10 protein-coding genes are annotated in these 15,274 nt (G+C 35.7%); 5 read left to right on the forward strand and 5 right to left on the reverse strand.

Annotated features, from left to right (window positions below; all coding sequences use genetic code 11):
• Positions 1 to 2: 2 nt before the first annotated feature.
• The 3 genes from M1R53_RS05815 to M1R53_RS05825 form a co-directional block, all read right to left on the reverse strand.
• A complete protein-coding gene (locus M1R53_RS05815; RefSeq protein WP_249242332.1) occupies positions 3 to 779 on the reverse strand; it encodes a PHP domain-containing protein in 777 nt (258 codons plus the stop codon).
• On the reverse strand, positions 772 to 1,674 hold the full coding sequence (gene murB / locus M1R53_RS05820) for a UDP-N-acetylmuramate dehydrogenase (protein ID WP_249242333.1): 903 nt from the start codon (positions 1,672 to 1,674) through the stop codon (positions 772 to 774). Before murB ends, M1R53_RS05815 begins: the two co-directional genes overlap by 8 nt.
• A gap of 160 nt (positions 1,675 to 1,834) precedes the next feature.
• Positions 1,835 to 3,286: a YfcC family protein gene (locus M1R53_RS05825; RefSeq protein ID WP_019213914.1), complete on the reverse strand. Its 1,452-nt coding sequence runs from the start codon at positions 3,284 to 3,286 to the stop codon at positions 1,835 to 1,837.
• A 200-nt stretch (positions 3,287 to 3,486) separates the two neighbouring features.
• On the opposite strand from M1R53_RS05825, the gene M1R53_RS05830 reads away from it, so the two are divergent.
• The 5 genes from M1R53_RS05830 (at position 3,487) to M1R53_RS05850 (ending at position 9,533) form a co-directional block, all read left to right on the forward strand.
• Positions 3,487 to 4,275 (forward strand): Cof-type HAD-IIB family hydrolase, encoded by a 789-nt coding sequence (locus M1R53_RS05830; RefSeq protein WP_249242334.1) that lies wholly within the window; start codon positions 3,487 to 3,489, stop codon positions 4,273 to 4,275.
• Between the two features lie 63 nt (positions 4,276 to 4,338).
• A complete protein-coding gene (murJ, locus tag M1R53_RS05835) occupies positions 4,339 to 5,886 on the forward strand; it encodes a murein biosynthesis integral membrane protein MurJ (RefSeq protein ID WP_249242335.1) in 1,548 nt (515 codons plus the stop codon).
• Positions 5,879 to 7,627 (forward strand): ABC transporter ATP-binding protein, encoded by a 1,749-nt coding sequence (locus M1R53_RS05840; protein WP_249242336.1) that lies wholly within the window; start codon positions 5,879 to 5,881, stop codon positions 7,625 to 7,627. The genes murJ and M1R53_RS05840 overlap by 8 nt, the downstream gene beginning before the upstream one ends.
• Positions 7,628 to 7,705: 78 nt before the next feature.
• Positions 7,706 to 8,596: an S-layer homology domain-containing protein gene (locus tag M1R53_RS05845; protein WP_249242337.1), complete on the forward strand. Its 891-nt coding sequence runs from the start codon at positions 7,706 to 7,708 to the stop codon at positions 8,594 to 8,596.
• Positions 8,597 to 8,726: 130 nt separating this feature from the next.
• The gene (locus M1R53_RS05850) at positions 8,727 to 9,533 is read left to right on the forward strand and encodes a C39 family peptidase (protein ID WP_249242338.1); all 807 of its coding nucleotides are present in this window, start codon (positions 8,727 to 8,729) and stop codon (positions 9,531 to 9,533) included.
• A gap of 38 nt (positions 9,534 to 9,571) precedes the next feature.
• On the opposite strand, the gene M1R53_RS05855 is transcribed toward M1R53_RS05850, so the two are convergent.
• Positions 9,572 to 10,057, reverse strand: coding sequence for a GNAT family N-acetyltransferase (locus tag M1R53_RS05855; protein ID WP_249242339.1), 486 nt, complete (start codon positions 10,055 to 10,057; stop codon positions 9,572 to 9,574).
• A 43-nt stretch (positions 10,058 to 10,100) separates the two neighbouring features.
• A complete protein-coding gene (locus M1R53_RS05860; RefSeq protein ID WP_249242340.1) occupies positions 10,101 to 15,143 on the reverse strand; it encodes an S-layer homology domain-containing protein in 5,043 nt (1,680 codons plus the stop codon).
• Positions 15,144 to 15,274 lie beyond the last annotated feature (131 nt).

Below are 15,274 nucleotides of genomic sequence, written 5' to 3' on the forward strand. Positions count from 1 at the left end.
TCCTATTCTATATAAATATTCTTAATTCTCTTAATATCAATTTGAGCTTCGTCCGCTCTTCTTAATGCTTCTTTTACATCGCCTACACGCTCTAGTCTGTGAGCGTCTGATCCTAAGTATAGATCGACATCTATATCCTTAATCTTAATCAAATCTTCAACCGAAAGATTCTTGTGTGATGAATTTATTTCTAGTGCCACTCCATGTTCTTTACATGCCTTGGCGAGTCTAACAATGTTTACATCTATCTTGTCGCCCGGATGAGTGATTATCTTTATTGGGTACCTCTCTATCGCCTTGATGTATGAGTCTGTAACCCTCTCTGTCACTTCTTCGTGCCATTTCTTGAACGGTTTTGAAATTTGAGGCAGTATCGATAATTTCATCTGCTCCTTAAAATTTTTCGTTTTTATTCCATAATGAAAGCCCATAAGAACTATGTCTAGATAATTCATTATGTCTGCGTCAAGGTCTACAGTGCCGTTAAAATCAAGCAAATTCGCTTCGACACCCATAAGTATCTTTAGTCCCTTGTCATTATATTCCTCGTTTAACTTGTCAATCCTCGCTCTAAGAACTGGCAAATTGCTTCTCTTTATACCAAACATATAATGGGCAAGGCCATGATCAGTAATTGCTAGCTCCTTAAGGCCCATCAGATACGCTTTTTTTGCGCTCTCCTCAGGAGTTTGTGTAGCGTGTCTGCCAAGATTGCCCTTAGTTCCTGACGAGAATATCGTATGTGTATGATAATCGCCATATAATCTAATTTTATTCATTTATAATCCTTATCTCCTCTTCAAGAACGACAGCGAACTTTTCTTTTACTATAGCTTTTACTTTTTCAATAAGTGTGACCACGTCTTCAAAGCTTGCTCCGCCCGTGTTAATTATAAAGCCAGAGTGCTTTTTACTAACCATAGCTCCGCCAACAGAGAGTCCCTTTAGTCCAGCGTCTTCAATAAGTTTAGATGCATAATAACCAGTCGGCCTCTTAAATACAGAGCCAGCAGATGGATACTCAAGTGGCTGCTTGTCTACTCTTCTTTGTGTGTAATCTTTTTGTTCAGCTTTTATCTCTTCTCTCGCTTTTTTCTCTAGTTTAAAATAAGCGCCTAATATTACGTAGCCTTTTTCTTGAAAAATACTTCTTCTGTGAGCAAAATTTGCTTCGCTCGCGTCAAGCTCAACTATCTTCTCATCTTTAATACATCTTATCTTAGTCACTACATCTTTTATCTCACTTCCATAAGCACCGGCGTTCATGTAGACCGCTCCCCCTACAGTGCCAGGTATTCCTGAGATAGCTTCAAGACCACCAAGTCCTAAATCAAGTGCCTTATTTGCTAGGCTCTTTAGTGATGCGCCAGATTCAGCATATAAAGTCACTTCATCTATTCTCTCAATCTTTGCAAAATTTTTATCAAGAACTATAACTGGTCTTTCAAAAACTTTATCACTAATAAGAAGATTACTGCCATTGCCAATGATAAGATAATTTTCATTCTTCTCATCAAAAAGTTTGATAATTTTCAAAATTTCTTCATCGCTCACCGCTTCAATCAAAATTTTGGCAGGTCCACCTATCTTAAAAGTAGTGTACTTAGATAAACTTTCGTCTACTAAAATATTTTTTATATTTAATTTTTTTAATTCATCGAGTATTTTCTTCATACATTCCTCCAATGTAATTATACCATAAGTGAAGAATATTTTCTATATCTATATAAAAATGGTCAAAGTTTTTTACGCTTTGACCAATATTTTTTAAATAAATTATTATAAAATGCAAAAAAAGAAGTCCCCTAAGGGACTTCAGTGATAATAAACAATTTTAGAAAATCATCATTGCTACAGTTAATACAATTATTGAGAATATTACTGTGAATATAAGAGGTTTCTTAACCCATTTATACCAAGTACCTAATTCCATCTTAGAAATTTGTATTGCGCCCATAACAACGCCTGATGTTGGTGTTACATAGTTTACAACACCTTCTGCAGCGCAGAATATCAATATCATAACTTCTGGTGAGTAGCCAAGTTTAGCAGCTAATCCGCCCATAACTGGGATAGATAGTGTTGCAAGGCCTGATGTTGATGGGATGAAGAATGATAGTGCAATGTAAACGATGTATGCAAATGGTACGAATAAGAATACTGGTAGACCTGATAATGCTGTTGCTGATCTATCTAGTATAAGAGCATCAATGTGAGTTTGAGCCATTAGTACTGATGCAGCTCTTGCTACAACGATAACTAAAACTACTGACAATATGTCTGCAGCTCCAGCTACGAATGCGTTAACAATTTCTTTTTCAGATAGTCTTCCAATCCAACCAATAATGATTGATACTAGGAAGAATAATACTGAAATTTCTGGGAAGTACCATTCACCAAGTGGTGTGCCAGTTAATACTGCTGACCAGCCTTCAAATGCTGTTACGCCAAAGTCTGGCCAAGGAATTAATGAAATAATCATAATAATAAAAGTAATTGCGAACACAACAAGGATAAATTTGTGTCTTCCTGTGAATACTAACTCATCATCAGTCTTTGTAGTTTTGAACTCTTTGTCCATAACTTCTCTTTCTTGAAGTGAAAGTATAGTAGATCCTTTGTCCTTGTGAACTTTGCTTGCGTATTTTAATACGAAGTACATAGCAGTACCTAAAGCTACTGCCCAAAGAATAGCGCCTAGTAATATTACAGTACCTTTGTTACATTCAACGCCAGCACCGTTAAGTGCGTCCATAGCTACACCTGTAGCGAATGGGTTAACAGTTGAACCAAGTACGCCGGCACCTGCTCCAAGAAGAACAGTTGCTACAGCAACTAGTGTATCAAAGCCTGCAGCTACCATCGCAGTGATGATTAAAGGATATAGGGCAACAGTTTCTTCTGCCATACCGTAAGTTGATCCACCGATTGAGAATAGGATCATTAGTACAGCGATAAGAGCCATTTCTCTACCCTTCATGTTCTTAACTAATCTGTGGATACCAGCTTCAAGAGCTCCTGTTTTGTTAACAACTGCTAGGAAACCGCCGATAACTAATACGAAGATTGCTATGTCTATGGCGTCAACAAAGCCGTTGTAAAAACTCATTGCTATTTCTGGTAATCCTGCTGCTGATACTTCAGTAACAGCTTCTTCAGCTCCCTTAGGAATTACAGGGGCGAATTGTGCTCCATTAAAAATCCATGATAAGATTGCAACAAATAGTATAATTAGGATAAGAATACTATAAGCACTTAATGAACGTTTCTTTTTTGTTTTTTCCATCATTTTACCTCCTTAATGATTGTTTACTATCCTTATAATAATTATACTACATCTCCAGTACTTATGCAACACTTTTTTTGCCTATAGTGATAAATTTATCATTGTCTAACTAAGTCCCCGCTTTTTTAAGCATAGCCATTGATATATTATTTATATATTAATTCATATTTTTGGGTATAATATTTATTCGGAGGTGCAAAATGAAATTAAATAATATAAAAGCGGCTTTCTTTGATATGGATGGAACCATAGTCAGCTTCACTACTCATAAGATTAGTGATAGAGATATCTCCGCTATAAATAAATTAAGAGAAAAAGGTATCAAAGTCTTTATCTCATCTGGCCGTGACAAGAATAATATAATGAAGGTTTTAGACAATACTCTTAAGGTCGATGGCTTTGTAGGCATGAACGGTAACTTAAATGTTATTGGCGATGAAATTATTTCTGAGCATTTTATGGATGAAGATGACGTTCGCTTCATTGTGGATGCATCAAAAAGGCTTAACTTTGCCCTATCGCTTTTTACTCGCGAAGGTGTAGTGCTTAACTTGGCTGATGACAAGGTTCACGCTGTTCATGACCATGTTGAAGTGCCTATACCTAAAATTGCTTCACTTGATGAGCTTGATCTTAGCAAAGTTTTTCAAATGAACTCATACACTACTAGAGCTTTTGATGAAGAAAATTTAGTGCCATACATGAACAATTCTGTCTTTAAGAGATGGAACGATGATTTTGCAGATATCAATAGCAAAAAAACTTCTAAGCTAAAAGGAATAAATAAAATATTAGAAAAACTTGGTATTGATATAAAAGATACCATCAGTTTTGGTGACAGTGAAAATGATCTTGAGATGATTAAAGGTACTGGCGTATCCGTTGCCATGGCAAATGCAATGCCAGTCATTAAAAATGCTGCGACATATATTACTAAGGACTGCGATGAGTCAGGAGCGGCTTATTTTATTGAAAATTACATCTTATAAACTTGATTTTTTATATGCTTTGTGATAAAATTTAACAAGAATTTAAAAAAATGAGGTTTATATATGTCAAATAAAAAAACTGTTATTAAATCACTCGCGATGATATCGGTATTCACGCTGATTAGCAAGATTATGGGCTTCTTCAGAGAAACCATGATAGCATCAAAATATGGCGCCAATCTCGAGACTGATATGTATACTGCTGCTACAACTGCAGTTATATTTTTGATTGGAGCACTTGGTAGCGGCTTAAACACTACTCTTGTGCCAATATTTTCAGAAGTTGAAGAAAAAGAAGGCAAGCGCGGTAAAATAAAATTCATGAACAAAATCATGAATATCATCGGCCTTATCGCCATCGTTTTGTGCGTTTTAGCCTATATCTTCGCTCCTTTAATCACAAAGGCTATCGCTAAAGGCTTTACAGGCGAGACACTTGCCTACACAGCCTATCTAATGAAAATTGGTATACCAATAATTTTATTCTTATCAATTACATACATTTTCTCAAGCTTTTTGCAATCAGAAAATGTTTTTGGCCCTTATGCCATCATGGGTATACCATATAATTTAATCTATATCATCTTTTTGATGTCTTTCGCAAGAAGAGGCAACATTGACCTTTTGATGTTTATCAGCGTTATAGCGGCGTCTATGCAATTTTTAATTCAATTACCTGCTGTTAAGCACAAAAGATACAGATTTTCGCCCGATCTTGATTTTAAAGATCCATACGTAAGAAAGATGTTTAAACTAATCCTTCCTATACTTATAGGCTCGAGCGCATATCAAATCAACTTAGTTGTAGATAAAACGCTTGCTTCAGAGCTAGTAAGTGGATCAATCTCGGTACTAAACTATTCATCAAAGATATATCTTATGATAATATCTGTCTTTGTAATGGCTCTAACAACTGTAATTTTTCCAAAACTTTCTTCATCCATGATTAGAAATGAAAGTCAAGAGATTAGAAGCATAATTAGCGAAAGTGTTGATACAGTCGCACTTATCACGCTTCCAGCTACATTCGCCATAGTTTTTTTAAGCTACCCAATAGTTGAGATACTTTTCCAAAGGAATATGTTTAACGAAACAGCCACACTAATGACTTCAGGTGCGCTAACGTTCTATATCCTAGGACTTTTCTTCGCATCTCTAAGAATGATATTTGAAAAAGTATTTTATTCTATGCAAAAAACTAAAATCCCGATGATCAATGGTCTTATAGCTGTTGCTGTCAACATCGGCTTCGACATCATCTTAGTTAGATTCATGCAGCACAAAGGTCTTGCCCTTGCTACATCGATCTCATCCTTGGTTTCTGCGGTGACACTATATATTTCACTAAAAAAGGTTTATCCAGATATCGAGATCAAAGACAATCTCGTCTCGCTTATAAAAATACTAGCAGCCTCCATCATCATGGCGCTTTCTATGTATTTATTATTTACACTTGGTGTAAAAATTTTAGGCGAGAAAAAAATAATCAAATTTTTAATGATGGCTATATCAGGAGTAATCTCTCTAATCATCTATCTTATATCACTTAAGGCGCTAAAGGTTCATGCCTTAGACGCTGTACTAAATTTTAGAAGGAGGACTAATGAATAACAAAGAATTACTAAAAAGATTTTTGCCCTACTTTAAAAAATATAGAAAAGTATTGTTCCTAGACTTGTTCTGCGCTGTATTAACTACAGTGTGTGAACTAGTCTTTCCTTTGTTATTAAGAAGTATAACTAATACTGCTTCAAGGGACATGGCGCTTTTAACAAATCAATACATCTTAAAAGTAGTCGGCTTATATTTCACTTTACGTATCGTTGAAATAATTGCTCAATTTTATATGACTAAAGTTGGTCACATCATGGGCGCCTACATTGAAAAAGATATGCGTAGCGATGCCTTCAGCCATTTGCAGCACTTATCCGATAGTTTTTATAATAATACTAAAGTCGGACAGATTATGGCGAGAATCACTAATGACCTCTTCGATGTAACTGAATTTGCTCATCATTGCCCAGAAGAGTTCTTAATCGCAGCATTTAAGATAGTCGTATCATTTGCAATTTTGGTAAGGATCAATGTTTTGCTAACAGTCTTGATGTTTACCATGATACCTATAATGATATATGCATCAAGCTCATACAATCGCAAGATGCGCCGAGCCTTTAAAGAGCAAAGAGATCACATAGGTGATTTAAACTCAGGTCTTGAAGACTCGCTGCTTGGCTCAAAAGTAGTCAAATCCTTTGCGAATGAAGATGTCGAAGTAGAAAAATTTGAAAAAGATAACGATAAATTCCTTGAGATCAAAAAGAAAAGATACACATACATGGCAGGTTTTGGCACAGTAAACAGAATTTTCGATGCCATCATGTATACTATGATTATAGGTATCGGTGGCTTCTTGATAAAGGCAGGCAAAATTTCTGCCGGTGACATGATTGCCTACGTTTTATTCGCCTCAAGCTTACTTACAACAATAAAAAGAATCGTCGATTTTATGGAGAATTTCAATGCCGGCATGACTGGTATCGAGCGTTTTATAGAGATTATGGATACAGATGTCGATATATTTGACAAAGATGACGCCATCGAGCTAAAAGATGTTAAGGGTCATATCGAGTTTAAAGACGTGAGCTTCGCCTACCCTGACGATAAAAACAAAGTTCTTTCTAATATTAATCTAATTGTTAACGAGGGCGACTCAGTTGCCATAGTTGGTCCATCGGGTTCAGGTAAAACTACTCTAGTTAACCTAATACCTCGTTTCTACGATGTTACTAAAGGCGAGATACTTATCGATGGCAAGAATATTAAAGATTTCACACTAAAGTCTTTAAGACAAAATATCGGCTCCGTTCAACAAGAGGTTTATCTATTTAGCGGTACCATACTTGAGAATATCAAGTACGGCAAGATTGACGCAAGTAAAGAAGAAGTTATAAGCGCTGCTAAACTTGCTGGAGCTTATGATTTCATCATGGAGCTTAAAGACGGCTTCAATACTTATGTTGGCGAGCGTGGCGTAAAACTATCTGGCGGACAAAAGCAAAGAATTGCCATAGCGAGAGTATTTTTGAAAAATCCAAAAGTTCTTATACTTGATGAGGCAACATCAGCTCTTGACAACACAAGTGAAAGACTTATACAAGAATCACTTGAAAAACTTTCACAAGGCAGAACAACACTAACAATTGCCCATAGATTGACAACAATCAAAAATGCTAAGAAAATTATAGTTCTTACAGATGACGGCATAAAAGAAAGCGGTACACACGATGACCTTATGTCAAAGGAAGGTCTTTACTACAAGCTTTATACCGGCTCGCTTCTTGATCTAAAGTAATTTAATACATTTGTAACCTATATTATGACTTTTCTATGATATAATAAATACAGTAATCATAGTAAAGGAGGAAAATATATGAAAAAAAGAATAATAAGCGCCCTACTCTTGATCTGTATACTCTTATCGAGCACAGCCATGGCGATGAGTGTAGATAAACTAAAAGGTCACTGGGCAGAAAAAAAGATTGAAGAAGATTTTATGAAAAAATATTTTACAGAGCTTGCAGATAATAATTTTGCAAAGTTCGAGCCAAATGCTCCACTATCTGCAAAAGTTTTTGCAAAAGCACTTGAACAGCTATCAAACGAGTATGGTTATTTCAAGGTCAATATAAACGCTAACTCCGACTATCTTACAAGAGAATCAATGATTGACTATATATTTGACGGAGTTAAAAATATAAAATTTGCACGCAACGAAGAAAAAAACTTTGATTTTACAGATATAGAAAAGATGGATAAGATAAGAAAAGAAAAATTAAAATATCTTCTTAATAAAGGCATTGTTTTTGGCAACAAAGACAAAAAATATGCTCCGCAAAAGAAATTATCACAAGTTGAAGGAGTTTTAGTAGTGCAAAGAATATACGAAATTTTTAAAGATAATGAAGGCGAAAAGAACGCCAAAAATTTATCCTTTGATGTGCAAAACATTTCAGAAGGCCTAAGTAATAATGGCGAGACTATATATTATAAAAAAGTTGGCGGCCAAATACTAATCACATTTACTATGACTTTCCCAAATCCAGGATACACAGTTGGCGTTGAAAAAGTACTTATTAAAAACAATAAAGACATAATCATATACCCACAAGTCGTAGCACCAGGACCAACAACAATCACACTACAAGTAATTGCATACAAAACTGTTACACTTGCACTAAACGCAGAAGAAACAGGCGACGGACCATTCGATATAAAAGTTATAGGTAATGAAAATAACGATCTTGAAATTAATACTAAATAATAAAATTAAGCACTTCATCATTGGTGAAGTGCTTTTCTTATGCCATTTCGCAAATTTAAGAAATTCTTAAGATTTAATTAAGAAATTTTTAAGATTTAAATATTATAATATTCTTAGAAGGGATGGTTTTATGTCAAGAAACAATATCGATGCAAAAGCTTATATAAATAAAAAAAGAAAACACAAAAGAAAAAGAAGAAAAATATTCTTCCTTATAATAATTTTACTAATTTGCATATTTTTTGGAAGGAATATATTTAGAAGAATCTATGGAAGAATTTACTCTTTCGTAGAGAGAAGCTCAATTGCTAGACTTATAATTCCTAGTCCATATACAACTATCAAGATGGATACCAATGAAAATTATGACGGTATCGGTCAAGAAAAAATTTCTGGCGAAGGATATTTCACGAAATTCACTACAGTCGATGCTAATAAAAAAACATATATCGAGTACAAACAAAATTTAGAGCCATGGAAAGATAACGAATATTGGAACGGAAACATGGAAGACTACGGCTGCGGCATCACCGCCATGTCCATAGTTTTATCAGGCTACGGATCAGAAATAAATCCAGAAAATCTAAGAACAAAGTACTACCCGCGCCTTGATTACGCCAATCTTTCAAAAGAGCTAAAAAGCTACGGCATAGACAACACAGACTTTTATTTTGATTCAAAATCTTTATCAGAAGAGAGCATAATAAATCATCTTAAGACCAATAGACCTATAATTATTTGCCTATGGAATAAACCAGAAGAAAATCGTTTCACGACCAAGTCTCACTACATGGTTCTCTTAGCCGCAACAGATGATGGCAAAATATATATCTCAAACCCCAATGGCGGCGAAAACGATTACAGAAGCTCCGGTTGGTACTATTTTGATGAAATTTCTCCTTACTTAGCCAAGGCAATGTATATTACATCTTATTAATAAAAATACCTTATCAAGCACGATAAGGTATTTTATTTTTATTCACTTTTAATTAATTGATATGCCATTCTCTCGTCACCATCCTTTAGATGAATGATGCCTGTATAAAAAAAGCCTAATTTTTTTAGAAGAGTGTGCATAATATTATTATCCTCATGAGTATCTATGCGAATGTTATTCGTTTTTTCAAAAGCAAAATTTATAGCGTCCTTGAGTAAATTTTTCCCCTTACCAAAACTTGCAATTCTATGAATCACAGCATAAGGCTCATCATTGAGCCACGCGCCTTGAATTTCTTTATAAGTATCTTCACCAGAAAAACTAAGCATAAAAACTCCATATATCTCCTCATCGTTATAAGCGATATATAATTCATCTCTTGCTATGTCATTCAAAAGAGTTTCTTCGTCAGGGTACTTATCACTCCACTGGTGCAAGTTGCCATCGGTGCGCATCTTTTTCTTCGCCGCTTCATATATGGGCATGATGCATTTAATATCTTCCTTATTCGCTCTTCTAATCATATTTCCTCCTAAAAAAAGCAGTCCGAAGACTGCTTTCTTAATCTTATTTATTTATTATCTTTGTCCAAGTTTCAATTCTAGTATTAAGAGGTCTTTCATATTCGTGGCTGTTAGCTGCTTCCATAATTTCGTAGTAACCCCAATAAGTTTCATTAAGGTCTGTGAAATAAGCTATATACTTCTTTTGTCCAAGAATTCCGTCATGGTCAACACCACGGTTAGCGTAGTGATTTAGTATCTTAGCTGCTTCAGCTCTCTTGATGAAAGCGTTCGGTTTGAATGTACCGTCTGGATAACCACTGATACGATCGTTACCATACGCTTGGTTGATAGCCTTTTCAAACTCATGTCCCTTAACATCAGCAAATGGTGCAACTGCATCGTTTACCTTGTCAATGTAGAATAATGCTCTAGCAAATTCACCACGAGTGATTGCTTCATTTGGACGGAACTTGCCGTCTTTGTTAGCAAACATCAAATTCTTTTTAGCAACTGCGTTTATAGCTGTGTTATACCACCTAGATGGAACGTCCTTGAAATTAGGTTTACTTGCGTCACTCATGTCAAGATTTGCTAGACGAGCGATTAAAGCTGCCGCTTCAGCACGAGTGATTAAACCTTCTGGACGAACTGTTCCGTCTGGATAACCGTAGATGTATCTGTAGTGAGTGCCTCTTTCCATCTCTGTTGCTTTTGTATCAGGTTTTGGTTCTGGTTTTGGCTCTGGCTTTGGTTGTGGTTGTGGATATGGTCTATATGGTCTATCTGGTCTATATGGTCTATCTGGTCTATCTGGTCTATCTGGTCTATCTGGTTTGCCTGGTTCAACAGGTTTGTTCTTATAAACAGCTGTTAATTGTATATTATCATTAATAGTTATTTCTGCACCAGCTGCTTTTACATCACTTTCATTGCCAACTTTCCAGCCAGCAAATTGCATTCCTGCTGGTGGTGTGAATGTTGAAGCAGGTAATTTAAATTGGCTGCCTTTTTTAACTGATTGTTTTGTCATTTCACCAGAGCCGTCGCCCTTGTCAAATGTTATATCAATCATAATATCTTTCCAAATAGCTTTTACTTCTGTATCACCGTTTACTGTGATTTTATCGCCGACAGCTTTCTTTTCTGTGCCTACCATCCAGCCATCAAATTCTTTGTTTTCTGGTGCTGTAAATCCGTTTGCTGGTAATTCATATTCATTGCCTTTTTTAACTAGCTTTTCGTCCATTTTGCCAGTTCCTTCAGTTCCATTGAAAGTTACTTTGTATTCAATATCTTTCCAGATAGCTTTTACTTCTGTGTCTTTTTCTACAGTGATTTCTGTTCCCGGTGCGACTTCCTTGCCATCTATTTCCCAAGTTTTGAATTCTTGTTTGTCTGATGGTGCGCCGAAACTATTGTCTGGTAATTTGTATTTTTCACCTTTTTTAACGGTTGCAGTATCCATTTTTCCTGTTCCTTCATTACCGTTAAAGGTTACTTTGTATTCAATGTCTTTCCAAATTGCTTTAACTTCTGTATCTTTTTCTACAGTGATTTCTGTTCCCGGTGCGACTTCCTTGCCATCTATTTCCCAAGTTTTGAATTCTTGTTTGTCTGATGGTGCGCCGAAAGTATTATCCGGTAATTTGTATTTTTCACCTTTTTTAACGGTTGCAGTATCCATTTTTCCTGTTCCTTCATTACCGTTAAAGGTTACTTTGTATTCAATGTCTTTCCAAATTGCTTTAACTTCTGTATCTTTTTCTACAGTGATTTCTGTTCCCGGTGCGACTTCCTTGCCATCTATTTCCCAAGTTTTGAATTCTTGTTTGTCTGATGGTGCGCCGAAAGTATTATCCGGTAATTTGTATTTTTCACCTTTTTTGACAGTTGCTCCTGTCATTGTGCCTGAACCTTTGTTTCCATCAAAGCTTACTTTGTATTCTATGTCTTTCCAAATTGCTTTAACTTCTGTATCTTTTTCTACAGTAATCTCTGTTCCCGGTGCGACTTCCTTGCCATCTACTTCCCAAGCCTTAAATTCTTGGTTGTCTGGTGCTGTAAATCCATTGGCTAAAAGTTTATATGTTGAGCCTTTTTTAATTTCAGCTCCATCCATTGTTCCGCTTCCGTTGTTTGCATTATAAGTTACTTTTACCATGATGTCTTTCCAAGTTGCTGTTAGTGTTACGTTGTCTGTTATTTTTATTGTTTCTCCGGCTTTTTTAACACCGTCTTCATTACCAACTTTCCAGCCGGCGAATTTTTGATTTGTTGGTGGTGTAAATGTTGGTTCAGGAAGTTCATAATCACTGCCTTTATTAACAGGAACATCTTTCATCTCTCCGGATGCACCTGTTCCTGGTTTGAAACTTACTTTAAGTTCGATTGGTTTCCAGATAGCTTTTACAGTTACATTATCTGTTATAGTAATTTGGTCGCCAGCATTTTTAAGATTTTGAGAATCTTCTCCAACCTGCCAACCAGAGAATTGCATATTTTCTGGTGCAGTAAATGTGTCAGCTGGTGGTAAAGTATATGTGTCGCCCTTCTTTAAAGTAACTTTATCCTTAGTACCAGTACCAGTGTTTGCATCAAAAGTTATATCGTAGGTTTTTGTTGCTGTTGCTGTAAAGACATTGTTGTCAGTAGTTGCTACAAAGTCTGTTCCATTTTTACTATCCTTCCAAACTGCTTCTGTATATCCTTCTTGTGGAGTAACTTTTATTGAGTCAATTACTGATGCATTAAGATTCGGAAGTTTATAGTCTTTTAGATTTGTATTTGGTTTAACTTTATATTTTGAGTAAGAAGTCGGATTATCTTTATTTCCTTCAATCGCTCCGGAACCAGTATTATCAACTTTTGTTCCTTCACCTAATTTGAATTCAACATCTAAGGCATCTGTTGGAACCTTATCTTTTCTTTCCACGCTAGTTACATGGTTGCTTACATATAGTTTCTGATCTGCTACTTCTATAAAAGATCCATCATCAAATGTTACTTTAATAGTTCCAGTAAAATCTCCTTCAGAATTTGTGTTTCTTGTTGTATCAGCGAAGCTTGTTTTTGCTTCTTTTAGAAGCTCATTTATTTTACCTTTATTTTCTTCTGTTGCAGAATCTTTAGCTTTTACGCCGTCTTTCCAGTCAACTTCATCTCCGACCCATTTTTTAAGAGCAACCGGGTCAAGACCGCCGAGGGCTTCAACTTTGTCAGCTTTTGTTTCTTCTATTTTTAAAGTTCCTGGATCTGAAGTAAGTGGTGTTTTATCGTCTTCCGCTATTCCACCCTTATCTGTTACTGTAGCTGTTACATCTGTATTGCCTTTTACCTTGTCTTTAGGAAGACTTACAACGCCATTTTTATCAACGGAACCTTCACCTTCAGTGATAGACCAAGTTCCATCATCAGCTTTTGTAGCAATAGTTGTTTTTGTTTTGCCATCTTTTCCTGTGTAGGACACAGAAATACTGTTCGCATCTGTATCTTTTTCATTTGGAGTGATTGTGATGTTTTTCTTATCATCACTTAACTTAACCGCAAGTGCGTCCGGTTTAATGTTTTTTAGAAGGTCTTCGGCTTTGATTGTTATTTTTGGTTCAACTCCATCTTTTATCTTAACTGAACCATCTTCATTTTTTTCCGGAACAAAGTTTCCATCATTGTCCCAATCACCTGCTACATCATTACCGCTAAATATCTTAACATTTCCGCTGTCATCAATTTGTATAACTGCTGGTACTCCAGCCCAGTCTCCGGTTCCGTTTGGTAATTTAGATTTGCCATTTACTGTATATGCGCTTCTAATAGCAGCATCAATTGCTGTTTTATCATCTTTTGTTAATTTTCTAGGGTCTTTAACTTCTGTTTTTCCTACTACTACCGGTTTAACAGTAGTTTGAGAACAAGATTTGAATTTATGGGGTTCTTTTACTGTAACACCAACTTTTTGATCAAGTTTTAAGTCATGGTTTGGAATTATATATGTGAATTCTCCTGTTTCACCATTTACAGTCGCATCTACTGGATCAGATGTGTCTTTGTCGACTAAACACTTTCCTCCATCACAATAGCTATCTTTGACCGCATCGCTAAGTTTAAGAAGTATTTGAACTTTAATGCCGTCAAATGGTCCCTCGCCTGATAGTTGTCCCTTAATTACATTGTCTACAATTGTAATACTGCCAAGAGTAGCTCCTCTTGAATGTTCTGTAACTTGTTTTATAGTTAAACCTGTAGCTTCAACTTGGCCTGATGTCGAACCATCAGTATAAGTTACTTCATAATAAGCATGTTCAGTGCTATCAATAGAAAATTTAACAGATTTAATATCACCGGCTATTGCAGTGTTTGCATCTTTCAACATCTGAACAGCTTCTGCTTGTTCGTCATCATTGACTTGGTTGGATGAAGGTTGTTCTATCCAAATTTCACCTGTCGGCATTTTTAGCTTGTCTTTATTTTGTATAGCAAGTGAGTCCATCGCATTTACAGTTGTCACTGGTGAGTTTTGTCCATCAAATTCTTGATAAGCAGTAACCGTATCTCCTTCTGCAATTGTAACTCCTTCAGGTAAGGTTACTGTCCAAGTTGTTCCACTTTTAGGTGTAACGGATACAGTGGCTTTTTCATTACTACTACTATCCTTTAATGTTACATGAACTGTTCCTCTTGCATTCTTGCCATTAATTTTACCTCTGTGTAAATTTCCTCCAGAGATAGTATTTGTTCCAATAAATGCTTTGGTAATTGTCGGTGCTTCTATACCTGCACCAACTGCCTCTGGCTTTACTTCATCTGAGATCTCAAGTCCATCGTTTTCAGTTTCATCTGTATTTTCTTCTACAGTCTTATCTGCTTCTTCTTTATTCTCTTCTTCAATTTTTCCTTCTTCATGATTGTCTTCTTGAGGCTTTTCTTTATCTTCGTTAGTCTCTTTGTTTTCATTTTCCGAAGGATTTGCTTCGTCCAAATTTTGCTCTATTGGACTTTCTTCACTAGTTTCTTCTGCTAAAACGTGGTTCCATCCGCCAAAGTTTGTTAGCATCATGCAAAGAACTAGTAAAAAGGCTGCGAAGCTCTTAATAATTTTTTTGCTCATTTCTCTCTCTCCTTTTTTTAATTAATTTCTTTATTCTATGTACGCTTAAAACGCACCTATAATATATATCAATGTGCTCAGTTTATACTTATGCACTCTATTCAATATTAGCATAAATTTGCGTTTTTGTC

The sequence above is a fragment of the Fenollaria massiliensis genome, from assembly GCF_023347705.1.
Classification (GTDB): Bacteria; Bacillota; Clostridia; order Tissierellales; family Peptoniphilaceae; genus Fenollaria; species Fenollaria massiliensis.

Excerpts from the sequence above, each read along its gene's own strand:
- M1R53_RS05815 (WP_249242332.1), bottom strand. The coding sequence starts at position 779 with ATGAATAAAATTAGATTATATGGCGATTATCATACACATACGATATTC.
- murB (WP_249242333.1), bottom strand. The coding sequence starts at position 1,674 with ATGAAGAAAATACTCGATGAATTAAAAAAATTAAATATAAAAAATATT.
- M1R53_RS05825 (WP_019213914.1), bottom strand. The coding sequence starts at position 3,286 with ATGGAAAAAACAAAAAAGAAACGTTCATTAAGTGCTTATAGTATTCTT.
- M1R53_RS05830 (WP_249242334.1), top strand. The coding sequence starts at position 3,487 with ATGAAATTAAATAATATAAAAGCGGCTTTCTTTGATATGGATGGAACC.
- murJ (WP_249242335.1), top strand. The coding sequence starts at position 4,339 with ATGTCAAATAAAAAAACTGTTATTAAATCACTCGCGATGATATCGGTA.
- M1R53_RS05840 (WP_249242336.1), top strand. The coding sequence starts at position 5,879 with ATGAATAACAAAGAATTACTAAAAAGATTTTTGCCCTACTTTAAAAAA.
- M1R53_RS05845 (WP_249242337.1), top strand. The coding sequence starts at position 7,706 with ATGAAAAAAAGAATAATAAGCGCCCTACTCTTGATCTGTATACTCTTA.
- M1R53_RS05850 (WP_249242338.1), top strand. The coding sequence starts at position 8,727 with ATGTCAAGAAACAATATCGATGCAAAAGCTTATATAAATAAAAAAAGA.
- M1R53_RS05855 (WP_249242339.1), bottom strand. The coding sequence starts at position 10,057 with ATGATTAGAAGAGCGAATAAGGAAGATATTAAATGCATCATGCCCATA.
- M1R53_RS05860 (WP_249242340.1), bottom strand. The coding sequence starts at position 15,143 with ATGAGCAAAAAAATTATTAAGAGCTTCGCAGCCTTTTTACTAGTTCTT.